Source organism: Streptomyces sp. CLCI03 (assembly GCF_053615355.1).
In genome coordinates this window covers 4091658-4114971 of sequence record NZ_CM132132.1, presented here as the reverse complement: position 1 = coordinate 4114971, position 23314 = coordinate 4091658, and the positions used below count along the sequence as shown (strand labels likewise).

The 23314-nt window shown below is 71.0% G+C and carries 21 protein-coding genes; 10 read left to right on the top strand and 11 right to left on the bottom strand.

Annotation, left to right across the window (positions count from 1 at the left end; genetic code table 11):
* Positions 1-276: 276 nt before the first annotated feature.
* The gene (locus ACWG52_RS18970; RefSeq protein WP_389804342.1) at positions 277-2463 is read left to right on the top strand and encodes a BTAD domain-containing putative transcriptional regulator; all 2187 of its coding nucleotides are present in this window, start codon (positions 277-279) and stop codon (positions 2461-2463) included.
* 29 nt (positions 2464-2492) lie between these two features.
* Here ACWG52_RS18970 and ACWG52_RS18965 read toward each other — a convergent pair whose 3' ends face one another.
* The 11 genes from ACWG52_RS18965 to ddaH (ACWG52_RS18915) form a co-directional block, all read right to left on the bottom strand.
* Positions 2493-3110 (bottom strand): LysE family translocator, encoded by a 618-nt coding sequence (locus ACWG52_RS18965; RefSeq protein ID WP_389804340.1) that lies wholly within the window; start codon positions 3108-3110, stop codon positions 2493-2495.
* Positions 3111-3130: 20 nt separating this feature from the next.
* Entirely contained in the window at positions 3131-4426 is a 1296-nt protein-coding gene (locus ACWG52_RS18960; protein WP_389804337.1) for an ATP-grasp domain-containing protein, read from the bottom strand.
* On the bottom strand, positions 4413-5372 hold the full coding sequence (locus ACWG52_RS18955) for an alpha/beta hydrolase (RefSeq protein ID WP_389804334.1): 960 nt from the start codon (positions 5370-5372) through the stop codon (positions 4413-4415). Before ACWG52_RS18955 ends, ACWG52_RS18960 begins: the two co-directional genes overlap by 14 nt.
* Positions 5373-5434: 62 nt before the next feature.
* Positions 5435-6721 (bottom strand): MDR family MFS transporter, encoded by a 1287-nt coding sequence (locus ACWG52_RS18950; RefSeq protein WP_389804331.1) that lies wholly within the window; start codon positions 6719-6721, stop codon positions 5435-5437.
* Positions 6718-7968, bottom strand: coding sequence for an ATP-grasp domain-containing protein (locus ACWG52_RS18945; protein WP_390166619.1), 1251 nt, complete (start codon positions 7966-7968; stop codon positions 6718-6720). Before ACWG52_RS18945 ends, ACWG52_RS18950 begins: the two co-directional genes overlap by 4 nt.
* Before the next feature lie 123 nt (positions 7969-8091).
* Entirely contained in the window at positions 8092-8466 is a 375-nt protein-coding gene (locus tag ACWG52_RS18940; RefSeq protein ID WP_078908961.1) for a Rieske 2Fe-2S domain-containing protein, read from the bottom strand.
* Entirely contained in the window at positions 8457-9872 is a 1416-nt protein-coding gene (locus tag ACWG52_RS18935) for an iron-containing redox enzyme family protein (RefSeq protein ID WP_033214908.1), read from the bottom strand. The genes ACWG52_RS18940 and ACWG52_RS18935 overlap by 10 nt, the downstream gene beginning before the upstream one ends.
* 71 nt (positions 9873-9943) lie before the next feature.
* On the bottom strand, positions 9944-11029 hold the full coding sequence (locus ACWG52_RS18930) for a 50S ribosomal protein L11 methyltransferase (RefSeq protein WP_389804931.1): 1086 nt from the start codon (positions 11027-11029) through the stop codon (positions 9944-9946).
* A gap of 283 nt (positions 11030-11312) precedes the next feature.
* Complete coding sequence (locus ACWG52_RS18925; RefSeq protein WP_453129025.1) at positions 11313-12068, bottom strand: 2OG-Fe(II) oxygenase; 756 nt, start codon at positions 12066-12068, stop codon at positions 11313-11315.
* A 40-nt stretch (positions 12069-12108) separates the two neighbouring features.
* Positions 12109-12663 carry a methylated-DNA--[protein]-cysteine S-methyltransferase gene (locus tag ACWG52_RS18920; protein ID WP_453129024.1) on the bottom strand — a complete coding sequence of 185 codons (555 nt, stop codon included), beginning with the start codon at positions 12661-12663 and terminating at the stop codon, positions 12109-12111.
* A 107-nt stretch (positions 12664-12770) separates the two neighbouring features.
* The gene (gene ddaH, locus ACWG52_RS18915; RefSeq protein WP_453129023.1) at positions 12771-13637 is read right to left on the bottom strand and encodes a dimethylargininase; all 867 of its coding nucleotides are present in this window, start codon (positions 13635-13637) and stop codon (positions 12771-12773) included.
* A 318-nt stretch (positions 13638-13955) separates the two neighbouring features.
* Between ddaH (ACWG52_RS18915) and ACWG52_RS18910 the strand changes: the two genes are divergently transcribed.
* The 9 genes from ACWG52_RS18910 to ACWG52_RS18870 are packed head-to-tail and all read left to right on the top strand — an operon-like array spanning position 13956 to position 23309.
* On the top strand, positions 13956-15266 hold the full coding sequence (locus tag ACWG52_RS18910; protein WP_389804315.1) for a lysine N(6)-hydroxylase/L-ornithine N(5)-oxygenase family protein: 1311 nt from the start codon (positions 13956-13958) through the stop codon (positions 15264-15266).
* Positions 15267-15320: 54 nt separating this feature from the next.
* The gene (locus ACWG52_RS18905) at positions 15321-15689 is read left to right on the top strand and encodes a cupin domain-containing protein (RefSeq protein ID WP_389804312.1); all 369 of its coding nucleotides are present in this window, start codon (positions 15321-15323) and stop codon (positions 15687-15689) included.
* Entirely contained in the window at positions 15686-17305 is a 1620-nt protein-coding gene (locus tag ACWG52_RS18900; protein ID WP_389804309.1) for a class I tRNA ligase family protein, read from the top strand. Before ACWG52_RS18905 ends, ACWG52_RS18900 begins: the two co-directional genes overlap by 4 nt.
* 15 nt (positions 17306-17320) lie before the next feature.
* A complete protein-coding gene (locus ACWG52_RS18895; RefSeq protein ID WP_389804307.1) occupies positions 17321-18613 on the top strand; it encodes an MFS transporter in 1293 nt (430 codons plus the stop codon).
* Positions 18614-18628: 15 nt separating this feature from the next.
* Entirely contained in the window at positions 18629-19882 is a 1254-nt protein-coding gene (locus ACWG52_RS18890) for an ATP-grasp domain-containing protein (protein ID WP_389804304.1), read from the top strand.
* Positions 19875-20699, top strand: a complete 825-nt coding sequence (gene ddaH, locus ACWG52_RS18885) for a dimethylargininase (protein WP_389804301.1) — start codon at positions 19875-19877, stop codon at positions 20697-20699. Before ACWG52_RS18890 ends, ddaH (ACWG52_RS18885) begins: the two co-directional genes overlap by 8 nt.
* Positions 20696-21031, top strand: coding sequence for a hypothetical protein (locus ACWG52_RS18880; RefSeq protein ID WP_389804298.1), 336 nt, complete (start codon positions 20696-20698; stop codon positions 21029-21031). Before ddaH (ACWG52_RS18885) ends, ACWG52_RS18880 begins: the two co-directional genes overlap by 4 nt.
* Entirely contained in the window at positions 21028-22806 is a 1779-nt protein-coding gene (locus ACWG52_RS18875) for an ABC transporter substrate-binding protein (protein ID WP_389804296.1), read from the top strand. Before ACWG52_RS18880 ends, ACWG52_RS18875 begins: the two co-directional genes overlap by 4 nt.
* Complete coding sequence (locus tag ACWG52_RS18870) at positions 22806-23309, top strand: YbaK/EbsC family protein (RefSeq protein ID WP_389804293.1); 504 nt, start codon at positions 22806-22808, stop codon at positions 23307-23309. Before ACWG52_RS18875 ends, ACWG52_RS18870 begins: the two co-directional genes overlap by 1 nt.
* The last annotated feature ends 5 nt before the right edge of the window (positions 23310-23314 follow it).

The window sequence follows — 23314 nt, the reverse complement described above, 5'->3', positions numbered from 1 at the left end:
TATTCGCGGGAATCCCGAAGGCGGAGGTACAAGGGGTGCGATGTGACCGGTTCGGAACAAAAGGGGGCGAGCCCCTTGACCAGGGGTCGCACCGCGAAGCTAGAGTTGCGGACGAGTTGTGGGCGCACAGCCGGGTCGCTCACGGTCCGGGTTGCTCAAGATCCGGTGAGGTCTCGGGGGAGGCGTGGTGGCGACCGTTCTGCGCACGGCAATGGAAAAACGATTCACTAGACGTTGCCTTCCCGCCTCGCTTTCGCCCGTACCCGCATTCACGGCATGATGGGGAACCGCGTCCGCGCCGCGGCGCCCGCGGACGAAGACTTAGGCGGCGGCAGTTGGTCCTTCGGTGAACGGCTTCTCTCGTTCCGGGGACGCGAGGGACTGACGCAGCGCGAGCTGGCGGAACGCGCCGGGGTGAGCGTGCGGGTCCTGCGGGACATCGAGCACGGCCGGGTCCACCGGCCCCAGACGCGGACCGTACGGCTCCTGGCCCGGGTGCTCGGCCTCGACGCGGACACCGCACGACAGCTGGCGCCGCCCGCGCGTGAGCCCGTACGACCGGGGAACGAGCGGCTCCACATCGGCATCCTCGGTCCGCTGTCCGTCCGGTACCGCGGCGTCGAGACCCACGTCCACGCGGCCAAGGTGCGACGCCTGCTGGCCCTGCTCGCCGTGCGGTACCCCGAGGCGGCCGGCCTGGGGGAGATCACCCACGTGCTGTGGCCGAAGGACCCGCCGCGGTCGTACCAGAACCTGGTGCACACCTACGTCAGCCAGGCACGCCGGGTGCTGCTGCTCCCCGGTGACGAGGCGCGGGCACCGGCCCCCTCGTTCCTGGCCCGCACCCACACGGGCTACGTGCTGGAACTGGAGCGCGACCAGGTCGACCTGACCCAGTTCCAGGACCTGTGGGCCCGTGCCCGGCAGGCGCACGGGGCCGGTGACGCGGAGGCGGCCCACGAGCTGGCCGAACGCGCATACGGCTACTGGCGCGGCCCGCTCCTGGCCGGCGAACCGCTGCTGCCGCACCATCCCGCGGCCATGGCGGCCGCCCGGCAGCGGGTGGAGAGCCTGCTGCTGTACACCGACCTCTCCTTGCAGGTGCGGCGGCCCGAGCGGGTCCTGGGAGCCCTGCGCGGCGCGACGGAGGAGGAACCGCTGCACGAGGGCCTCCAGGCACGGCTGATGCTGGTGCTGGCGAGCTGCGGGGAGCAGCGCGAGGCCTTGCGGATCTACTCCGAGGTGGCCCGCCGACTCGATCGTGAGCTGGGTGTCCAACCGGGCGACGAACTGCGCCGCGCCCACCTGCGGATCCTGCACCAGGAGCTGCCCTGGCCGCGGACGGGACCGGCGGCCGCGTGGGCCGCCTTCGACGCGCCGCCCCCGCCCGCGACCCGGCCGGCCGCGCCCCCGCCGAGGCCCCGGCCGTCCCAGACCCCGGCGGCGAGCACGGGATTCGTCGGCCGCACCGCCGAACTGAAGCGGCTGGACCGGCTGCTCCTGCCCACCGGCGAGCAGGTCGGCCAGGTGCCGGCCGTGCTGGTCACGGGCTTTCCCGGCGTGGGCAAGACGGCGCTGGCCGTGCGCTGGGCGCACCGGGTGCGCGACCGGTTCCCCGACGGGCAGTTGTACGTCGACCTGCACGGGTACGCCGACCGGCGGCCGCTGCACCCGCAGGAGGTGCTCGCCTCGTTCCTGCGCGCCCTGGGCGTCCCCGACGGGGAGCTCCCCCGGTCCCTCGACGAGGCCGCGAACCTGTACCGCACCCTGCTGTCGGACCGGCGGATGCTGATCGTGCTGGACAACGCCCGCGAGGAGAGCCAGATCCGTCCGCTCGTTCCGGGCGCGGCCGGCTGCGCGGTGCTCGTCACCGGCCGCGACACCCTGCCGGGACTGGTGGCCCGCGACGGCGTGCCGCGGCTCGACCTCGACGTGCTCGGTGAGGACGACGCGCTCACGCTCCTGGCCCGGCTGCTGCGCAGCGGGCGGGTGGACGCCGAGCCGCTGGCCGCGCGGGCGCTGAACCGGCAGTGCGGAGGTCTGCCGCTGGCGATCCGGCTGCTCGCGGCCCGGCTGGAGGAGCACCCCCGGGTCGGTATCGCCCAACTCTGCGTGGAGTTGCAGGAGGCCGGGGCGTTCCGGGAGCTGCCGGTCGAGAACGACGACCTGTTCACCGCGGTCCACGCGGCGTTCGAACTCTCCTACGTGTCCCTGCCGGAGCCCCTGCGCCGCTGGTTCCGGTTGTTCGCGCGGACCGAGGGACGGCTCGTCAGCGGCTACGCCATGGCGGACCTGGCGGGGACCACCCCGCTGGAGGCGACCCGCGCGCTGCGCCGCCTGGTCGGCGTGAGCCTGCTGCGCGAGTGTGCGCCCAACCGGTTCTCCCTCCCCGCGCCGCTGCTGCGCTATGCGCGCAGACTGGCGCTGCGGGAGGACGCGCAGTGCCCGCTGCGGTCGGTGTGACCGCAGCGGGGCGCAGGTGGGAGGCCACCTCACCCGCCCAGTGCCAGCCGGACCGCGAAGAGCCCGAACACGACGGCGGTGAGGCTGTCGGTGATCCGCAGGACCCGCGGGGAGCGCAGGTGCGGGGCGAGCCGGTGGACCAGCCGCATCCAGGTGAGGAGCCAGATCAGGCCCAGGGCCAGATAGCAGGCGGCCAGCAGCGGGACCCCGATCTCGGGGGCCATGCCCACGGGCACGAACTGGGGCAGGAAGGCCATCAGGAAGATGCCCACCTTGGGGTTGGACCCGGTGCACAGCAGGCCCTGCCCGAAGGCTTGGCGTACCGAGGGTTCACCCGTCGCGGGCGCGGGGACGGCCGCGGGGACGGCCGTGGCCTCGGGGGTCGGCGCCGGGGCCGGGGCGCCGACCCGGGCGGTGGCCCGCCGCACGGCGAGCACGGCCCAGCCGAGCAGCACGACCGCGCCGGCCCAGCGGAAGGCGGCGAACAGCCCCGGGCTCGCCGCGAGGAGGGCGGCCAGCCCGGCCGCGCCGAGCCCGGCCTGGACGGCCCCCGCGGTGATCATGCCGAGTGCGGCGGCGGTGGCCACGCGGAGGGATCCGTTCAGCACCAGGTTGGTGATCATGACGAGGTCGGGTCCGGGCGTCATGATCACCACCAGGGAACTGATCAGGAAAGCGGCGGTGTTGATCGCTGCTCCTCGATGGAAAGCAGGCGCTCCGCGGCCCGGACGGCCTCGTAGTCCCGCTGGATCTGTTCGGCGTCGGGGTGGGCGAGGATCACGAACCCGAAGTTGAGGCTGTCGACCAGGTCCTTGGTGGCGGGGACGTGGTCGCCGTCGGTCAGGTTCTGGATGGAGAAGTGGTGGCTGGGGAGATCGCGGAGCCCGTCCAGGGCGGCCGTGCCGCTGACGGTTCCGGAGCGCGGCGCGATGTGGAAGACGCACATCTGGTGGACGAGCAGCTCGTAGCCCTGCGGGAGTTCGCCCCCGGTCAGCCAGCGCACGGTCCGGTCGATCTGGCTGTCGCCGGTGGCGTGGCGGTTGAAGCGCGGCTGGCCGCCGCCGTGCGGCCGGGCCCCGAGCTCGATGAGCAGCGGTCCGTCCGCCGTCCCCATCACCTCGACATGGGCGGAGCCGAAGCGCACACCCACCGCGTCCAGGACGCCGAAGACGTACTCCGTGAGGCCGGGCAGGGCCGGGTCGTCCGGGGGGAGCCAGCGCATGGTGTCGTAGACGGCCATGTGCGGACCGTTGTCGACCTTGCGGTAGGCGCACACGTCGACGACGGCGTGCTTGCCGTCGTGGCTGAAGGTGTCGATCACGTACTCGGTGCCGGTGACGAACTTCTGGACCAGGAGCCGGTCGTCGACCTCGCCGAACTGGTTGACCCGGCCGAGCTGGCGCGCGAACACCGTCCGCCAGTCCGTGCCGCCGACCAGCTTGATCACACCGTCGGTGCTGGCGCTCTTGGGCGGCTTGACGACCAGGTCCGCCCCGGCCAGGCCCTCGCGCTCCAGCCAGGCCGCCACCTCGTCGGCGTCATCGGTGCACAGCTGCGGGATGATCTGCAGCCCGGCCGCGGCGACGGCGGCCGCCATGGCGCTCTTGTCCCTGCGGGCATCGGCGAGTTCGGGTACGTTGCACCGCTCGGGCGTCACGAGCGGTGCGAGCCGTTCGGCCAGTTCCACGCCCGACTCGCAGCCCGCCACGACGCAGCGCGGGTCCAGCGCCCGCAGCCGCGCGACGACGGCGTCCAGGTCGCCGTCGTGGACGATGACCTCGGGGAAGTCCTGCGGCCGGTAGGAGCCGGCGTAGGCCTCCGGGGGGCGGGGGCCGGTGACCACCGCCACCGCCGGGACGCCGTGGTCGGCCAGCGTCTGCGCGAACAGGGCCCCCGAGGAGTACGGGTCGACGATCACACAGGGGCCCTGCGGTGCGTCCGGGATCCGGTCAGCGCTCGTCACGGCCCGCCGCCTCTCCGGCCGCCAGGGCGGCCACGGCGTCGCAGTAGCGGGCGAAGAACGCCCCGGCCGGCTCGCTGATCCGGCGGGCGCGCACCGGGGCGTGCACCATCCCCTCCTCCATCACGTACGTCACCGGCGTGCCGTTCTGCCGCAGTCGGGCGGTGTACTTCTCGGCGTCCACGCGCAGCGAGTCCATCTCGCAGCCCACCACGTACGCCGGCGGCAGGTCGTGGAAGGTGCCGGTGAGCAGCGGTGAGACGTACGGGAGCTCCGCCTGTCCGGGCTCGGGGCAGTAGCAGGCGGTGTAGAACTCCATCTCCCCGCCGGAGAGCAGGGGCGCGTCCTCACCGCCGTGCCGCCACCGGGTGAAGTCGAGCACCGGGCTGATGACCGCCTGGCCGCGCAGCCGGGGGCCGCCCCGGTCGCGGGCGATCATCGAGAGGACGACGGCCATGTTGGCCCCGGAGCTCTCCCCGCAGAGCACCGCGCCTTCGGGGTCGATGAAGTCGAGGCCGAGGGCGGGCAGGTCGGCCAGGGTGCCGCAGAGTCCGGCGTAACAGTCCTCCAGCGGGCCGGGGTGCGGGTTCTCCGGGGCCATGCCGAAGTCGAGGGCGATCGCCACCAGGCCGGTGCGGTCGGCGAGTTCGGCGACCAGGCTGTGGTGGCTGTGGAGGGAGCCGATGACGAAGCCGCCACCGCGTATGTAGAACAGCACGGCGTCGCCCGTGCGCCGGGCCGGCTCGTAGATGCGGATCCGGGCGGTGCGTCCGCCGTGGGTGACGCTCGCGTCCCGGTGGGTCACGCCCTCGGGCACGGGGATCGGGAGGACCTCGGTCAGCCCGTCGTACAGGGCGCGCTGTCGTTCGACGGGGTAGGTGTAGAAGTCCGGCGGCAGGGCGCCGTCGACGGTCTTCACGAAATTCTCGATGCCGTCTGCGTAGGCCATGGGCAGCTTCGCTCACTTCCGGATCACGGCGTGCCGGGCAACCACGGCACGGGGGAGGGGGCTCAGGGTGTTTCGGCGGGTGCCGGCGTGGCCGACGGTTCGGTGTCCGCGGCCGGCCGCCGCTTGTCGGCGGGGGGCTCGGCCATGCCGATCAGGGTGACGAGGACGGCGACGGCGGTCAGTGCTCCGCACAGCCACCACACGGAGGCGGCCGAGGCCTGCCACGCGGCGATGCCGATCACCGGGCCGACCGCGTAGCCGATCTGCATCGGGAAGGCGGAGGCGGCGATGTAGCGGCCCCGCAGGTGCGCGGGGGCGACCTTGCCGGGCCAGGCGGAGGCGGTCGGGGTCCCGATCATCTCGCCGACCGTCCAGACGACGGTCGCGATCACGAACATGGCCATGCCGGGACCGGCCACGTAGAGGTTCATGCCGACGCCGACCAGACCGACGCCCAGCGCGACGGCGATCCGTCCGGGGAGGTGCTGCACGTACTTGGTGAACAGCAGCTCCAGGCAGATGACCATGGCCGCGTTCAGCGAGAGCAGGGCGGAGTAGAAGGTCGGTCCGTGGCCGTCGGCCTTGAGCTGGAGCGGCAGCGCGGAGGTGTGCTGGATGTAGACGACGGCGTTGAGGAACAGCGCCAGCAGGAACAGCAGGTAGCGACGGTCGCGGAGTACGGCCAGGTACGAGGCGCCGTCGGCCTGCGGGTCCCGGGAGCCGGGACCGGTGGTCGTCCCGGTGCGGACGAGGACCAGGGCGAAGAGGGCGAAGCCCACCGACGTCACCGCGTCGATGTAGAACATCAGGTCGTACGAGTAGCTGATCAGCAGGGCGCCGAGGAGCGGGCCCGCGGTGGTGCCGAGGTTGAACGCCATGCGGTAGACCGCGAACACCATGACGTGGTGTTCCTCGGGGGTGGCCTCCACCAGCAGCGCCGAGGAGGCGGGCCGGTAGGCCTGGGCGGCGATGCCGATCACCGCGGCCACCGTGATCACCACGGGCAGGCTGTCGAGGAAGACCAAGCTGAGGGTGAGCAGGCCGGCGAGGGCCATGGAGCCGACGATGGTCCACGCGTAGCCGACCCGGTCCGAGATCGAGCCGCCCGCCAGGACGCCGACGACCGAGCCCACCCCGTACGCGCCGAGCGCGAAGGCGGCCGCGGACGTGCTGAAGCCCTTGTCGGTGAGGTAGAGCACCAGGTAGATCTGGAGGAAATTGCCCAGCCGGTTGATCAGCATGCCGACCAGGACCAGCCAGATCGGTCCCGGGATCCCGCGCAGGGTCTGTACGACGGACGGCCGGGCGGCCTTGCGGCCCTCCGGGGAGTCGTGTCCGGTGTTCGTCACGGAGCGGGTACCTCCGCCGGGCGGGAGTCGAGCTCCACGATCTCGGGGGCGGTCAGCAGGGCGGCGCGGGCCTGCTCGACCGAGTCGGCGAGGGCGATCACGCGGGCGTAGCGGGAGATGTAGCCGCGCGGCGGCAGACGCAGCACCGCGCCGGGACCCGCCATCGCGTCGGCGCTGTGGACCTCGGCCGGGAAGCGGTCCTCGTGGACGGTCACGGCATCGATCTCGATGTCCTCGTCCGGGTACAGGAAGGCTATGGCCGCGGCCTTGCGGTGGCGTACCTCGGTGTCCGGGCGGACCCCCGCCGCGGTGTCCGCCGCCGCCATCGCGACGTCGACGCCGGTGGCCAGCTCCCCGAGGTAGGGGATCATGTCGCCGCCGAGGCGGGCGTTGACCTCCATCAGGCGCAGTCCGCCGGCGGTGATGCGGAACTCGGTGTGGCTGACGCCGGTGTGGAAGTCCAGGGCGGCGTGCGCGGCCCGCAGCGCCTCCAACAGCTCGGGATCGGTCAGCAGCGGGTCGGCGCCGTCGACCTCGTGGCCCGTCTCCTCGAAGAAGGGCGCCAGGCCGACCTGCTTGCGGGCGACGACGAGCGGCACGCACTCCCCGTCGAAGAAGACCGCGTCGACGCTGATCTCCGGGCCGTCGGCGAACTCCTCGACGAGCACCGACACGTCGAAGACGGGAACACCGGGGTAGGAGGCGCCGGACGCCGCCCGGTAGGCGTTCTCCACGTCCTCGGGGCCGTCCGCCTTGCGCACGCCCATCCCGCCGGCCAGCCCGCGCGGCTTCAGCACGACGGGGAAGCCGATCTTCTCCGCCGCCGCCCGGGCCTCGGCCAGGGACCGGACCCCGATCGAGGCCGGCTGGGGCACCCGGGCCGTCTCCAGCGCTGCCCGCGTGGCGGCCTTGTCCCGGCAGGCGATGACGGACTCGGGGGAGTTGCCCGGCAGCCCGAGCGCCCGGGCCGCGTGCGCGGCGGGGGTGACGAGCCCCTCGTCGTAGCAGAACACACCGGCCACCTCGTGCGCGGCGGCCACCTGCCGGGCGGCCGCCGTCAGCGCGTCCGGGTCGGTGTTGTCCACGACCGTGGAGCCCACGACGTACGGCTCCTCCCAGCTCACCGGTGCCGGCTGGAGGAGCCATAACGCGTAACGCGTGCTCACCGTCCGCAGAATGAACTCCCTGCTGCGCTGACCGCTGCTTCCGATCAGCAGCAGAAGCGGCTTCTCGCCGTCCCACGCCATGGTCCACACTCCTCGTTCGTCGTGATGCCTTCGGCCGGTGCGCCGCCACCTGTAGAACACCGGGTCGGTGCAGGCCGTTGCACCCGGCGCCGGATGTCCGACGCCGGGTGCAACGGGATGGGATCAGACCGCCGCACCCGGGCGGGCGAGTTCGGCCGACAATGGCCGGTACTCACGGCTGGTGCGGCCGCATACATCGGCCGGGGCCGTCGCGGCGCGGGCGGGACGGTCGGGGAAGACCGCCGTGACCCGGTTCCCGGTCCGCACGGCCGGGATCTCGTTGCGCAGTCGCGCCGCGGACGTCTTGCGGTCGTGCCAGGGGCAGATCAGCCGGCCGGCGTCCGGTGTCACACCGGCCAGGTGGAGCGGGCCGCCGCGGTGGGGGCACTGGGCGTTCATCACGAAGCCGCGGCCGTCGACCGTGGCGTAGACGTAGGCCGTCCCGGAGACGACCACGCAGTTCTCCCGCCCCGCGACAGGGAAGCTCACTACAGGCATTTGCGGTAATCCCCCACCGAGTGGATCTCGTAGACACACTCCTCGGACAGAATGTCGGCGCCGTGCAGCCGGTTGCGCCGGATGACGACCCCCTCTCCCGCCTCCAGCGTCAGCGAGGAACCGAGCCCGCTCTCGAAGCGCATGGTTCCGGAGACGATGTGGCAGAGCTCGTCGCCCTCGTGGCAGTGCGTGTTGGACAGCTCGTTGAAGGGCTCGACCAGGTGCGCCACCGGCGCCTGGACCCGGCCCTCCTTGATGGCCTCGTAGACGGGACCGTGCAGCTTCTTGAGCTCCGGCTGGTCGTCCATCCAGGAGATCTGCGCGACGAAGTCCTTGTCGGCGACCTCCAGCAGCACCCGGTACTCCTCGATGCCTCGGACGATCTCGGGGATGATCCCCTCGCCGTGGGCCTCGATGAGCGGCGCGATGATCTTCTCGCGCGCCATCCGGCCGTGGTGCTGGTCGATGTGCACGTGCTCGGTGAAGTAGGTGGTGTCGACGGAGTCGCCGAAGACGCCGTGCAGCAGGCGGTCGGCCCGCCGGCAGAAGTCCACCAGGGAGCTCTCGGTGTAGAACAGGGCGCCGACGTAGCGGAAGAACAGCTCGTGGTTCTTGCCCAGGTAGTGGAAGTAGTTGTTCAGCAGCAGGCTGCTGTTGAGGTAGTACTGCCAGTACCGGTGCAGGTCGGACTTCAGGCCGACGGACTCCAGGGTCCGCTCGAACAGGGTGCTGTGCTTGGTGTCGTGCACGCCGTAGCCGTACTCGTCGATGACGACCTTGAACCACTCGGACTGGACCGGCCCGTAGTAGCCGAGGACGTTGCGCATCATCGGCGACGCCTCGGAGAGGAAGTCGGGGGCGAACTGCACCAGCCACATGCGGGCGGCGCGCTCGGGGTCTGTGGAGCCGGTGACGGCCGCCTCGATCGGGGACAGTTCCTCCCCGCCGCCCATGTCGAGCGAGTCGAGGTAACTGTCCAGGCTCGCCTTCGTCCACTTCCCGGACGTCTCGACCTCGTCGTCGAGGAAACCGAAGGCGTACCGCTCCAGCGCCGGCCGTATTCGCTCCCCGAGCGCCCGGTTGGCCGGGCTGTAGAACGCGCGGAAGTCCTCCTCCTTGCCCTCCAGGCCCGACTTGGGGAAGAACACCAGGTCGGCCTCGTAGACCGAGGTGAGCAGGCGCTGCACGGCCAGGCTCGTGTAGTCGAGGATGTTCTCCCGGCCCGGCACCTTGTCGAAGTCGAGGTGCGGCAGGACCTGCGGGCGCAGCTGGCGACGGTAGGGGTTGTCGTCGTTCTGCCAGTCCAGGTTGTCGAGGAAGATCGGGTTCGTGGCGTACTGCACGATCGCGTCGCGCAGTGCGGTGCCGCTGAGCTCGAACGGGACGTGCTGCGGTACGTGACTCATTGCGTTCTCCTTGGTCCGGATGCGCAGGAGGTACGGCCGGCGGTACGGGGTGGGCCCGCCGGCGGTGTGGGTCAGACGTGCACGCCGAGGGAGAAGTCGCTCCACCGGAGCCGGAGCGGGACGCTCTCGCCCGCCTTCACCGGGACGGACTTCTCCAGCGGGACCCAGCCCTGCATCCAGTGCGAGCGGGTGTTCTCGGGGGAGTTGGTGAGGGTGGTGCCGGCCGCCATGTCCAGCTCGAACCAGACGACCAGGGCGTGCGCCTCGCCGTCGGTGCTCGCCGTGAGGTCGATCTGGCGCTCGCCCGGCTCCAAGGGGTCCTCGGCCAGGTCGAAGTCCACGACCGTGGCCGTCTCGGAGAGGAACCGGTGGGGCCAGGTGCCCAGGCGCACCGGGAGGTGGCCGCGGGTGGACAACGTGTTCATGAGCGAGACGTCGAAGCCGCTCGCCGTCGTCACCTGGTTGAGCCGCAGGATGTCCTCGCTGCTGACCAGACGGCCGAGGATGCGGGCCGCGGAGGGGAACATGATCCCGTCGGGCTTCAGCAGGTGTCGGCGCGCGTGCCGGATCGACGGCAGCAGGCCTTCCCCGATGAGTCCGCAGTCGACGATCTCCGAGACGAGCACGTCCACCGGCCCGTCGAGGTCACGGCCGATCTCCAGCGAGGTCGACGGCTTGCCGATCACCGTGATGACGTCGCCGTAGCCGTGGGCGTCGATGACCTGCCGGGCCACCTCCGCGAGCAGCGGATTCATCTCACACGTGATCACGCGGGCCGCGCCGGCCCGCGCCGCGGCCATGGCGAGCAGCCCGCTCCCCGAGCCGATGTCCAGCACGGTCGCCCCGGACGGGATGCCGCGAGCCAGGGCGCCGGCCAGGGCGTCGTTGCGCTCGATGTCGTTCAGCATCGCGAAGTGCCAGCGGGGCACCGTTCTGCGGGCGATCCGGGTGAAGGCCTCGGAGTCGGTGGACGGACGGCCCGCGGGTGTCGTGAGCAGCGCGGACGCCTGCTCGGCGATGTCGTTCATCTCCTGCGCCAGCGATTGCAGGGACGCGGTGATGAGCCGGTGTTGAGAGCTGTTGAGCGACAGGCTCGGACCGTCGGGTCCGGGATCGTGCCCTGATGTCGCGACCTGTGCGCCCTGGACGTGCTGCATGTTCGCCACCGCTCCTCACGTTGGACCGCCCGATCAGCCGAGGTGCACGACGGCTCGTCAAGATCGGCGCTCCGTCGCAAGGCGACCGTACGGAAGCGCGATGGTGCGGAACTCCAGCGGAACTTCAGCGCGAGCGGCGGTTCTGCCGGGCGCGGGCCCGCCGTACGGGACGCTGACCCGCGAGAACCGCGCACCGCGGCGATCCGCTGGAACGAGGCGGCAGAACCGGGTCCTCGGACCGGTTGATTCCGCCGCCTCCCGGTATAGACGTCCCGGAGGATTCCTAGCGCGCGTCGTGGAAGATGACGCCCAGCACGTGGCGCTCCCCGCTGAGGACCGCGCTCACGCCGTGCCGCAGCGTCACCCGGCTCCAGCCGCGCACCGAGTGCACCGGGCGGTGGTCGACCGTGAAGATCAGGCCCTGGCCCTGGGTCGGCCGTCTGACCAGCGGACGGGACTGGGCGCGCGGGCGCTGTTCGACGAACACGCTCTCCCCGCCGGTGAAGTCCTCGTCCGGGCGGTCGAGCATGATCGCCACCTGCAGCGGGAAGGTCAGGTCCCCGTAGACGTCCTGGTGCAGGCAGTTGTAGCCGCCGCGCCCGTAACGGAGCAGGAGCGGGGTCGGGCGGTGCTGCCCGGCGGTCGCGCACGCCCCGAGCAGTCCCTCGTGGTCGGGGGCGAAGGCCGGCTGCCCCAGCCGCCGGGCCCATTCGTTGGCGATCTGTGCGAGCGGCGGGTACAGCCGTTCCCTCAGGTCCTGGACGAGTGGGGGCAGCGGGTAGGCGAAGTAGCGGTAGAGGCCCTCGCCGAAGCGGTGCCGCGCCATGGTCACGGTGCTGCGGAAGGCCGTGGGGTGGTCGAAGAGTTCCCGCAGCTCCGCGCACTGCTCGGGCGAGAGCAGCGGCGGGGTCACCGCCACCCCCTCGGTGTTCAGTTCCGCGGTCAGCCGCGCCCAGTCGAGGCCTCCGGGCGCTGGTGGGGCGAAGACCGGGCCGGGTACGTCGAGGCCCGGGAGCTGGGACGGCTCGTACGCGCTCACATGCTCTGCTTTCTGCGGCGGGGACGGCGGGACGGCGGATTCAGGCGACCGGCGAGGCCGTGGCTTCGAGGGCGAGCAGATGGCGCTTGGCCTCCAGCCCTCCCGCGTAGCCGCTGAGACTGCCCGTGGAGCCGATGATCCGGTGGCAGGGCAGCACCACGCACAGCGGATTCGCGCCCAGCGCCGTGCCGACGGCACGCGCGGCGCCGGGCCGATCCAGCGCCCGGGCGAGGTCCGCGTAGGTCGCGGTGCTCCCGTACGGGACGAACTCGGCCAGCATCAGGTTCGTGCGCCGGCTGAACGGGGTGGCGAGCCGCAGGTCCGTCGCGACGGTGAAGTCCCGGCGCGTCCCGGCCAGATAGGCGTCGATCTGTTCCCGGGCCTCGTCCAGGACCTTGTGCCCCGGTGCGCCCGCCTCACTCGGTCCGGCCGGGCGCAGGCCGCCCCGGCCCAGGCGCTCCTCGGCCGCTTCGATCGTGCCGTAGCAGCACAGCACGAGCGCGTCGTCCGTCGCCGCCAGCACGAGCGGGCCCAGGGCCGTGGGATGGATCGCCACCGTGGCGGTGGCGGCGCTGAGCGGACCGGGGGTCGGCATGGCGGGACTCCTTCGTTCGTCATGATCTTCGTTCGTCACGACCCGGCCCACCGCCGGGGCCGTGCGGCGACGGTAGAAACACCGTCGCCGCCGAAAGGGTTGCGCGGTCAGCGGTCGCGCAGTTCCAGCGTGCAGCACTTGACGCTGCCACCGGCCTTGAGCAGCTCGGAGAGCTCGACCCCGATCGGCTCGAAGCCGCGCGCCCGCAGCTTGGCGTGCAGACCGGTGGCCGCGGCCGGCAGGAGCACGTGACGCCCGTCCGAGAAGGCGTTGAGGCCGAAGACGGCCGCGTCCTCGGCGCTGGCCAGGATCGCGGTGGGGAACATCGCGCGCAGGACGGCCTGGCTGCCCTGGGAGAAGGCGGCCGGGTAGTACATGACCTCGTCCTCGGACAGCACGGAGAGCGCGGTGTCCAGGTGGTAGTACTCCGGGTTCACCAAGGTGAGCGAGGTGACCGGGAGGCCGAAGAACTCCTGCGCCTCCAGGTGGGAACGCGGGTCGGTGCGGAAGCCGGTACCGGCCAGGAGACGGCGGCCGACGGTGAGGATGTCGCCCTCGCCCTCGTTGACGAACTCGGGCCACAGGGAGTCCGTGTAGCCCCGGCCCTCCAGCCACCGCAGGTACGCCGGTCCCTCGGCGGTGCGCTCCGCGTGCCGGAAGCGGGCCCCGTAGACCTTGCCGTCGACGACGGTGGCGCCGTTGGCCGCGAACACCATGTCGGGCAGGCCCTCGATGGGGTCTATCTCCTCGACCACGTGGCCGAGTTCGAGGTACAGGTCACGCAGACCCTCCCACTGGCTGACGGCGAGCGCGTTGTCCGTGGCGTGCTGCGGGTTCATCCACGGGTTGATCGAGTAGGTGACGTCGTAGTGCCGGGGTCGGCACATCAGCAGACGTCGGCGCGTGGCGACCCGGGTGGGGCTCTCGGCACGGTAGAGGGCGCCGGCAGGGGTGATGGGCTCGGTGAGCGGCACGAGGGCTCCTTCTCATGGGGTTCCGATGGAAGCCCGGCTGCCCGAGGGATGGTTCGGCCAGCCGGAAACGTGTGACGCAACTGATCACGTGCCCCCATGGAAAAGGGGCTCCGCATTGACCGGAAGTGATCGGTGGTACCGGCCAATCAACCCGCCCGCGAGGGCCGCCGCCGAGTTGATTGTCCGTGGCCGGGACGGCTTCCGGGCAATCGGACGGGGCCATGGAATGTGGTCATCACCCGGGAGGCAACGCAAGGACGCGAACCGTCCTGCCTGACCGTACGAACCTGTCCACCTGTTCCATCTGGAGGTACTTCCATGGCGCATCGCAATGTCGAACTGCTCGCAGTCGGTGCAGGCCCGGCGAACCTGGCACTGGCGGTCGCCGTCGAGGAGCTCGCACCCGAGCTGGCCGGTGACACCCTGCTGATCGAGCGCGAGCAGGACATCGTGTGGCAGCGAGGCATGCTGCTGCCCGACGCGCTCAGCCAGGTGTCCTTCCTCAAGGACCTGGTCACCATGCGCAATCCGACCAGCAGATTCTCCTTCGTCAATTTCCTTCACTCGCAGAAACGTCTCGACGCTTTCGTCAACCTCGCGAGCTTCGTTCCTTACCGCAGCGAGATATCCGAATATCTGCAGTGGGTCGCCGACGAACTCGACACGGTGCAGGTCGAATACGGCCGCGAATGCGCCGGCGTCGAGGCGGTGACGGGCGACGACGGGGAGCTGGCCGGCTGGCTGGTCACCCTGGCCGACGGCGACACCATCGGTTGCCGCTATCTCGTGATCGGCGCGGGCCGCGACGCCCACGTCCCCGCCGTGTTCGACGGCCTGCCGGCCGAGCGCGTCATCCACAGCACCCAGTACACGCAACGCATCGCCGAGGTGCGGGCCGACCTGCCGCACCGCGTCGCGGTGATCGGCGGCGCGCAGAGCGCGGCCGAGCTGTTCGGCGCCGCGCTGCGGGACCTGCCCGAGTGCAAGCCGACGATGATCATGCGCTCGATCGGTCTGAACGGCTACGAGAGCAGCAAGTTCACCAACGAGCTCTACTACACGTCCTTCATCGACGAGTTCTACGGATCCTCGCCCGAGGCGCGCCGGCAGCTCCTCGGCGAGATGTACCGCTCCAACTACGGCGGTCTCTCCCCGGCCACCCTGGACGGCCTGTACCGGCAGTTCTACCAGGACCGCCGCTCCGGCCAGGAGCGCCTGGGCATGCACCCCATGACGGACGTGACCGGCGCCCGCATGGACGGCGACGAGGTCGTCCTGACCCTCGTCGACCGCAAGTCGGGAGCCGAGCGGGAGATGCGCACGGACCTGGTGCTCCTGGGCACCGGCTTCGTCCGCGAGATGCCGTGGGCGGTCAAGGCCCTCGCGGAGTCGATCGGCGTCGAGGAGATCAACGTGAGCCGCAACTACCGGCTCGACCTCGGCCGTCCCGCGACCGCCGCCTGCTACCTGCAAGGCGTCAACGAGGCCACCCACGGCATCGCCGACTCGCTGCTCAGCGTGCTCGCAGGCCGCTCCGCCGAGATCACCCAGGACATCCTGGCGCACCGCCGGGCCCGATCCGCGGAGGTCCCGGCCCCGCGGGAACTCGCCTTCGCCGGCGCCGTCTGAGACCCGCGCACCCCTCACGAGCCGTACCCGTCCGACGAGGAGAGACCGAAGCACATGCTCACCCAGCCACTCGACCGTGAAGGACTGACGCACGAGAACGGCCTCGACGCGCAGCGGCTGCTGCCCTGGCCCGAGCTCAACGCCCCCTTCGAGGGCTCCTGGTGCGTGATCCGGCCCGGCACCGCATCGACGTCCCACGCCCACCACGAGTACGAGATCTTCATCGCCGTCGCCGGCACCGCCGTCCTGGAGTCCCAGGGCGTCCGCAGGCCCTTCACGACCGGGGACATCGTGCACTTCACCCCGGGCTCCGACCACCGGGTGATCAACGAGTCCGACGAGGACTTCGAGATGTACAGCGTCTGGTGGGACCTCGACATGACACAGCGGTTCGCAGCTCGCCACGAAGGAGCCCAGGCATGACACGCCGTACGGTCATCATCGCGCCGCCGCCGACCCCCAACGGGGACCTGCACACCGGGCACCTCGCGGGCCCGTACCTCGCGGGCGACGTGTACGCACGCTACCTGCGGGCGTCGGACCGGCCGGTGATCTTCACCAGCGGCACCGACGACAGCCAGACCTACGTGGTGGCCAGCGCCGCCCGTGCCGGGCTGACCCCGGAGGAGCTGGCCCTGCGCTCCGCCACGCAGATCCGCGCCACCCTGGAGGCGGCCGGCGTCTCCGTCGACGGCTTCGCCCCCTTCGACAAGGGCTACCGCCAGACCGTCATCGACTTCGTCACCGACCTCCACAGCGAGGGGGCGTTCCGACTCAGGACGGTGCGGCTGCCGTACGTCGAGGCCACCGGCGAGTACCTGATGGAGGGCCTGGTCGCCGGCGACTGCCCGGTGTGCCTCGTGGAGAGCCGCGGCGGACTGTGCGAGTCCTGCGGCCACCCCAACAACTTCGACGAGCTGCTGCGCCCGCGCTCCACCGTCGATCCGGACGCCGTGGTCACGCACCGCGAGGCGCAGATCCTCGTACTGCCGATGGAGGAGTACCGCGACCGGCTGGCCGACTACTACGTCCGGCACCGGGACGTCCTGCGCCCGCACACCGCGCAGCTCGTCCGGGAGGCGCTGGACCGGCCGCTGCCGGACTTCCCGATCACCTACCCCACCGCGTGGGGCATCCCGGCGCCCTTCACCGAGACGCCCGGCCAGGTCCTCAACGCCTGGGCCGAGGGCATGGCCGCCTCGATGTACTGCACCTGGTACGCGGCGGAGCAACTCGGTGAGCACACCGACCGCTTCGACGAGCACTGGCTGTCCGAGCACGGCATCGACCTCGTGTACTTCCTCGGATTCGACAACGTCTACTTCTGGGGAATGACGCACCTGGCCCTGCTGATGGCGCACGGGGACCGGTACGTCGAGCCGCACGCCATCGTGTCGAACGAGTTCTACGAACTGGAGAACCAGAAGTTCTCCACAAGCAAAGGTCACGTGGTCTGGGCCGCCGATCTGGTGGCCGAGGTACCCCGCGACCTGGTGCGCTTCTACCTGGCGCTCACCGCGCCGGAGCACTCCCGGACGAACTTCAGCCGGGAGGCGCTCGACACCCTGTCGAGCTCCCGGCTCGTCGATCCGTGGAACCACCTCGCGGGCCGGCTGGAGGAACTGCTCGCCGCGGTTCCGGCGGACGCGCTGCTGCCGGTCTCCGAGACCGGTGCCCGGGAGGCGGGGATCGTCGTCGAGCGGTTCCGCTCCCACTACGAGCTGGAGAGCTTCAGCCTCCACCGGGCCGCGGACCTGATCGTCGTGCACCTCGACCGGTTGCTCGCGCAGGCGGACCGGGTGGCGCCGGGCGTCCCGAGCGACCTCGGTGACCTGGTCCTCGCCGTCCGGACGCTGACCGCGTGCGCCGCCCCGCTGCTCGTCGACCTCGCGGCCCGGGCCGAGCGGGCCGGCGCCGATCTGAGCCTGCCGGCGGGCGCCTTCCCCACCGAACCCGTCGCCCCGCTGCGACTCCCCCTCCTGTCGACCGCGGTCGGGGCCTTCGCGCCCCTGGCCGAGCCGGCCGTCACCCGAGCCTGACCTCCGAGGAGCACTGTGTCCACGATCGCCCCGCCCCGTCCCAATCGGGCAGAACGACTGCTCATCCCCGCGACCTTCATCACCAACCTGGGCAACGGGATCCAGCTCACCGCCGCCTCGTACCTGGTCTTCACCGAGGCCAACACCATGCTGGCGGTCAGCTGGCTGATGATCGCCGTCACCATCCCGCAGGTGGCGCTGTCCCTCTTCTTCGGCAAGCTCGCCGACCGCTTCGACCGCCGCACCCTGGCGATGATCTCGGACCTGGCCAGCGCGGTCGCCGCGATCGCCCTGCCGGTCTGGCTGGCCCTCGGCGGTAACCCCTCGACCGTCAGCTACGTCGCCAGCTTCGTCCTGTCGATCTCCGCGGCCCTGTTCTTCCCGGCCAGCAACGCCCTGATCAAGGAGCGCATCCCGGAGTCGCGGCTCGCCCAGTTCAACGGCAACGCCGAGATCGCCATCCAGGCCGGCACGCTCGCCTCGGCGGCCCTCGGCGGCTGGGTGATCGTCTGGGTCGGAACCACGTCGCTCTTCTACTTCAACGCGATCACGTTCCTGCTCTCCGCCGTCCTGCTGTTCTTCATCGGCCGTCGTCCGGCCGGCCAGGCCGTCACCGAGGCCGCGGCCAAGGCCGCGTCGGCCGCCGCCGCCCGCCTGTCCGCGTCCCGTCCGCCGCTGGCCCGCCTGGCGCTGCTCTACATCATCGGCAACATCGTCATCATCGTCGGCAACAGCATCATGCTGGTCCTGGTCATCGAGGGCTTCAAGTCCAACGCCGGCTACCTCGGCATCGTCGACGCCCTCTTCGGCATCGGCGCCCTGTTCGCCGCCTGGGCCTTCAAGAAGATCAGCTCCAAGGCCACCGTGCTGAAGACGGCCCTGATCGGCTACCTCGCCTTCGCGGTGCTGCTGTCCATGGAGTCCATCCACCTCTACGCCATGATGGCCGTCATCCCCTTCGCCGCCATCGCCTTCTGCGTGGCCCGCATCTCGGCCCGTACCGCCCTGATGAGCGCGGCCCCCGAGGAGAAGACGGGCTTCGTGTTCGGCGCCACCAACGCCTTCGGCCTCGCCGCCGGCACCGCCTCCGTCGTCCTGATCTCGCTCCTGGTCGACTCCACCCACGTGAAGAACGGCTTCTACGCCCTCTCCGCCCTGGTCGTCGTCATCTCCACCCTCACCGTCATCTCGCTCCGCAAGCACGACCGTGAGGTCGCCGCCGCCGAGGCCGCTGCCGCCGCCGAGACCGTGTCCGAGCCCGCCGCCGAGGCCGCCCCGGCCGCCGAGCCCGTCCCGGCCAAGGTCTGAGGGGGGTCGGGACCGATGAAGCTGCTCGCGATCGAAGCAAGCCAGAACGCCACCTACTACATCTCGCGCTACCAGCAGATCGAGGCGCTCGGGGCCGAGGTCCACGTCCTCAACGGCATAGGCACGGAGGACTTCTGGGACGCCGACCGCTACCGGATCGCCGGCTCCAAGCAGATCGAGGACATCGTCACCGCCGCCAAGATCTGGCACGCGGAGGAGGAGTTCGAGGGGGTCCTGACCTTCTCGGAGTCCGGGGTCGTCACGGTGGCGGTCGTCGCCGAAGCGCTCGGCCTGCCGAGCATCGGCTTCGAGGCCGCCCGGACCAGCCGCAACAAGCTGCTGATGCGCCAGGCCCACGAGCGGGGCGACGCGGCGCACCCCGGCTTCCGGTACGCCCCGGACGTCGAGGCCGCCCTCGCGGCCGGTGAGGAGCTCGGCTACCCGCTGATCCTCAAGCCCACCCTGGGCGCCGCCAGCAACTTCGTGTTCAAGGTCGACGACCCGGCGGAGATGCGGGCCCGCTTCGCGGACGCCACCTCGGGCATCGAGACCATGACCTGGGCCCTGATGGAGGCCGACGGCCTGGACCTCGGCCCGAACGGGATCATCGTCGAGGGCTACCTCGACGGCCACGAGCACCTCATCGAGGCGCTGGCCTGGGACGACGAGGTGTACCTCGGCTCCATCGTGGACCGGATCACCGTCGAGAGCGGCACCTTCGACGACGACGTCCACCACGCCCCGAGCTCCCTGACCCCCGAGCAGATCGCCGCGGTCCACGAGGTGGTCCGGGACGCGGCCCACGCCCAAGGACTGCGCCGTTCCGTGCTGCACGCCGAGGTCCGCTTCCACCAGGGCAAGCCCTTCATCCTGGAGATCGCGATCCGCCCCGGCGGCGGCGGGCTCGACCACATGGCGCGGATCAGCGCCGGCCACGACCCCATCCGGTGCGTGGCGGACGTGGCCCGCGGCCTGCGGCCCGACGTCTCGCACTACGCGCCGACCGGCGTGCACACCGCCGCGATGTGCCTGATCAGCGGCGCGGGCACGGTGGAGTCCATCGAGGTGCCGACCGAGGTCGCCGAGGACCCGGCGCTGTTCTTCCTGAAGATCACCGCCACGGCGGGGACCGTCATCAAGCGCCCCCCGGCGGGCAACAACATCCTCGGCTTCATCGGCGCCACCGGCACCTCTTTGACGGAGGCCCTGACCACCGCGCACGTCGCGGCCGGCCGCATCAGCACCGAGATGAGGCCGGAGCATGGCTGAGGCCCCGCGGCGCACGGCCACAGAGCGGCACTACCTGATGTGCCGGCCGACCCACTTCGAGGTGACCTACGCGATCAACCCGTGGATGCATCCCGAGAAGCCGATGGACGCCGACCTGGCGCTGGCCCAGTGGGAGCGGATCCGGGACCTGTACCTCTCCTTCGGACACGAGGTCTCCTTCATCGACCCGGTCCCGGGCCTGCCGGACATGGTGTTCTCCGCCAACGGAGCCACCGTGGTCGACGGCAAGGTGCTGCTCGCGAAGTTCCGCCACCAGGAGCGGGCGGCCGAGGCCGAGGCCCACCGGGCCTGGTTCGAGGCCCGCGGCTACACCGACATCCACCTCCCGCGGTACGTCAACGAGGGCGAGGGCGACTTCGCCCCGGCCGGCCGGCGGATCCTGGCCGGCGCGGGATTCCGTAGCGACCCCGGAGCGCACGAGGAGCTCGCCGAGTTCTTCGGCCTGCCGGTGGTCGGCCTGACCCTGACCGACCCCCGCTTCTACCACCTGGACACCGCGCTGTTCGTCCTCGACGAGGACCTGGTGGCGTACTACCCGGCCGCCTTCTCCGAGGAGAGCCAGGAGGTGCTGCGGGAGCTCTACCCGGACGCGATCCTCGCCACCCGCCAGGACGCCGATGCCTTCGGCCTGAACGCGGTGAGCGACGGACTGAACGTGGTGGTCACGGAGACCGCCACCCATCTGATCGAGGAGTTGCGCGAGCGCGGCTTCGAGCCGCACCCCGTGGACATGTCCGAGCTGCTGAAGGCCGGTGGCGCGGTCAAATGCATCACTCAGGAGATACGACGCCCGTGATCGATTACGACGGCAGAAGTTTCCGCAACACCGGTTATCCGGCGGGCGAGGACGCCCCCGTCGGCCACTACCGCCAGGACGGCGACCTGCTCTGGGCCGACTTCGACGGAGGAGAGGTCCGCAGGGGCTCGCTCAACGGGCGCGTGGAGCCCGACGGGAACCTGGAGTTCGCCTACACGATGGTCCTCGCCGACGGCGAGGTGGTCGCCGGGCGGTGCTGGAGCACCCCCGAGTTCCTGGACGACGGACGGATCCGGCTCAACGAGCGCTGGGAGCGCTACGGAGTCCACGCGGACAGCGGCATATCCGCACTGGAGGAGGTACCGACATGACCCCGCCCACCACCCCGCTCCGCGGGGGCAGCGTGACCTGGGCCTGCACCAGCGGCTTCAGCCCGGTCTTCATCTTCCCCTTCACCCCGGGCGAGTACTACGGGGTGGCCAACCTGCACGAGTTCCAGACCCTGATGTACCGCCCGCTCTACTGGTACGGCACCGGCGGCCAGCCGACGGTCGACTACGAGCGCAGCCTCGCCGAGCCCCCCGAGTGGAGCGAGGACGGCCGCACGGCGACGATCACGATCAAGCCCTACAAGTGGTCGAACGGCGAGCGCGTCGACGCCGACAACGTGATGCTGTGGATGCACCTCCTGGAGGCCGAGAAGGACAGCTTCGGCGGCTACACGCCGGGCTTCTTCCCGGACAACCTGACCGGCTACGAGAAGGTCGCCGAGGACAAGGTCAGCTTCACCTTCGACCGCGCCTACTCGCACAACTGGGTGCTGATGAACCAGTTCAGCACCATCACCCCGCTGCCGAAGGCCTGGGACCGCACCGCCGACGACCGGCCGGCCGACGCCACCCACGACCCCGCGCAGGCCTCCGCGGTCTACGCCTACCTGCGGGCCTGCAACGACGAGCGCAAGAGCTGGGACACCAGCCCCGTCTGGAGCGTGGTCAACGGACCCTGGAAGCTGAGCAGTTACACGATCGACGGCACCTCGGGCGAATGCGTCCTGGTGCCCAACGAGACCTACTCCGGCCCCAACAAGCCCTACCTGGACGAGTTCCGGCTGGTGCCCACCGGCTCGGACACCGAGCAGTACGAGATGCTCCGCCGGGGCCCCGAGGCCCTGGACGGCGTGCAGATCGGCTTCCTGCCCTTCGACGAGGTCACCGAGCCGGCCGAGGACCCGCTGGTCGGCGGGCCCAATCCGCTCGGCGAGCACTACGACCTCGTCCCCCAACTCACTTACAAAATCCATTACTTCCCGATCAACTTCAACAACCCCACCGTCTCCGGAAAGATCTTCAAGCAGCTCTACTTCCGCCAGGCGCTCCAGTCCTGCCTCGACTCCCGGGGCGCCATCCGCGACGTCTACAAGGGCTACGGCTACCCGACCACCGGGCCCATCCCGGCCCTGCCGGACAGCCCGCTGCTCTCACCCGCCGCGCACGAGGACCCGTACCCCTTCGACGTCGAGGCGGCCCGCGCCTTCCTGACCGAGAACGGCTGGGACACCAGCACCACCCCGGCGCTCTGCGTCCGCGAGGGCACCGGCCCCGGAGAGGCCGGCGCCGGTATCCCCACCGGCACCCCGCTGAGGTTCTCGATGCGGTACGCCCAGGGGCACGAGACCCTGACCGCGGTCATGCGCAAGTTCGCCGCCGACGCCGCGAAGGCCGGCATCGAGATCGTGCTGACCGAGGTCGAGGCGAGCGTCCTGGTCCTGGAGGACACCACCTGCACCCCGGGCCCCGACAGCCCGTGCCTGTGGGAGTTCAGCGACTGGAACGGCGGCTGGGGTTACGGCCCCGGCTTCTACCCGACCGGTGAGGCGCTCTACTCGACCGGCTCCTCGGTGAACTTCGGCAGCTACAGCGACCCCGAGGCGGACGAGCTCATCGCCCGCACCGTGGTCAGCGACGACCTGGCCGACCTGTACGCCTACCAGGACCACATCGCGCGGCAGGTCCCGGTCATCTGGATGCCCAACTTCCCCTTCCGCCTGCTGGAAGTGGCCAAGGACCTGAAGGGCGTGGCTCCGATCAACCCCTTCGGACTGATCAACCCCGAGGACTGGTACTACGTCGGCGAGGTGCTCTGATGTACCAGCGACTGATCGGCCTCCTCGACAGCAATCAGGCGCGCTACCGGCTGATCGACCATCCGGCCGAGGGCCGGACCGACCTGGCGAGTGTCCTGCGCGGCCACCCCTTGGACCAGGCCGCCAAGTGCATCGTCGTCCGCGTGAGCATCACCAAGCGGGTCGGCAAGTACGTCCTCGCGGTGGTTCCCGGCGACCGGCAGGTCGACCTGGAGGCGGTCGGCGCGCTCTTCGGCGGCGGGCGGACGGCCTTCGCCACCCCCGAGATCGCCGAGCGCCTGGCCGGCAGCGTCTGCGGCACGGTGATGCCGCTCAGCTTCCACCCCGATCTGCACCTCGTCGTCGACGAGGGCCTGATCCTCACCGAAGAGATCTACTTCAACGCGGCCCGCCTGGACCGCTCCGTGGCCCTGTCCACCCCCGACTACCTGGCCCTCGCGCAGCCGCAGCTCGCGGCGATCGCGACGGCCGGCGACCGGGTCCTGACCCACTCCGCGAGGTGACGAAG

Bases quoted from the DNA above. Each gene is read 5' to 3' on its own strand.
- ACWG52_RS18970 (WP_389804342.1), top strand. From the start codon at position 277: ATGATGGGGAACCGCGTCCGCGCCGCGGCGCCCGCGGACGAAGACTTA.
- ACWG52_RS18965 (WP_389804340.1), bottom strand. From the start codon at position 3,110: ATGACGCCCGGACCCGACCTCGTCATGATCACCAACCTGGTGCTGAAC.
- ACWG52_RS18955 (WP_389804334.1), bottom strand. From the start codon at position 5,372: ATGGCCTACGCAGACGGCATCGAGAATTTCGTGAAGACCGTCGACGGC.
- ACWG52_RS18945 (WP_390166619.1), bottom strand. From the start codon at position 7,968: ATGGCGTGGGACGGCGAGAAGCCGCTTCTGCTGCTGATCGGAAGCAGC.
- ACWG52_RS18940 (WP_078908961.1), bottom strand. From the start codon at position 8,466: ATGCCTGTAGTGAGCTTCCCTGTCGCGGGGCGGGAGAACTGCGTGGTC.
- ACWG52_RS18935 (WP_033214908.1), bottom strand. From the start codon at position 9,872: ATGAGTCACGTACCGCAGCACGTCCCGTTCGAGCTCAGCGGCACCGCA.
- ACWG52_RS18930 (WP_389804931.1), bottom strand. From the start codon at position 11,029: ATGCAGCACGTCCAGGGCGCACAGGTCGCGACATCAGGGCACGATCCC.
- ACWG52_RS18920 (WP_453129024.1), bottom strand. From the start codon at position 12,663: ATGCCGACCCCCGGTCCGCTCAGCGCCGCCACCGCCACGGTGGCGATC.
- ACWG52_RS18910 (WP_389804315.1), top strand. From the start codon at position 13,956: ATGGCGCATCGCAATGTCGAACTGCTCGCAGTCGGTGCAGGCCCGGCG.
- ACWG52_RS18905 (WP_389804312.1), top strand. From the start codon at position 15,321: ATGCTCACCCAGCCACTCGACCGTGAAGGACTGACGCACGAGAACGGC.
- ACWG52_RS18900 (WP_389804309.1), top strand. From the start codon at position 15,686: ATGACACGCCGTACGGTCATCATCGCGCCGCCGCCGACCCCCAACGGG.
- ACWG52_RS18890 (WP_389804304.1), top strand. From the start codon at position 18,629: ATGAAGCTGCTCGCGATCGAAGCAAGCCAGAACGCCACCTACTACATC.
- ddaH (WP_389804301.1), top strand. From the start codon at position 19,875: ATGGCTGAGGCCCCGCGGCGCACGGCCACAGAGCGGCACTACCTGATG.
- ACWG52_RS18875 (WP_389804296.1), top strand. From the start codon at position 21,028: ATGACCCCGCCCACCACCCCGCTCCGCGGGGGCAGCGTGACCTGGGCC.
- ACWG52_RS18870 (WP_389804293.1), top strand. From the start codon at position 22,806: ATGTACCAGCGACTGATCGGCCTCCTCGACAGCAATCAGGCGCGCTAC.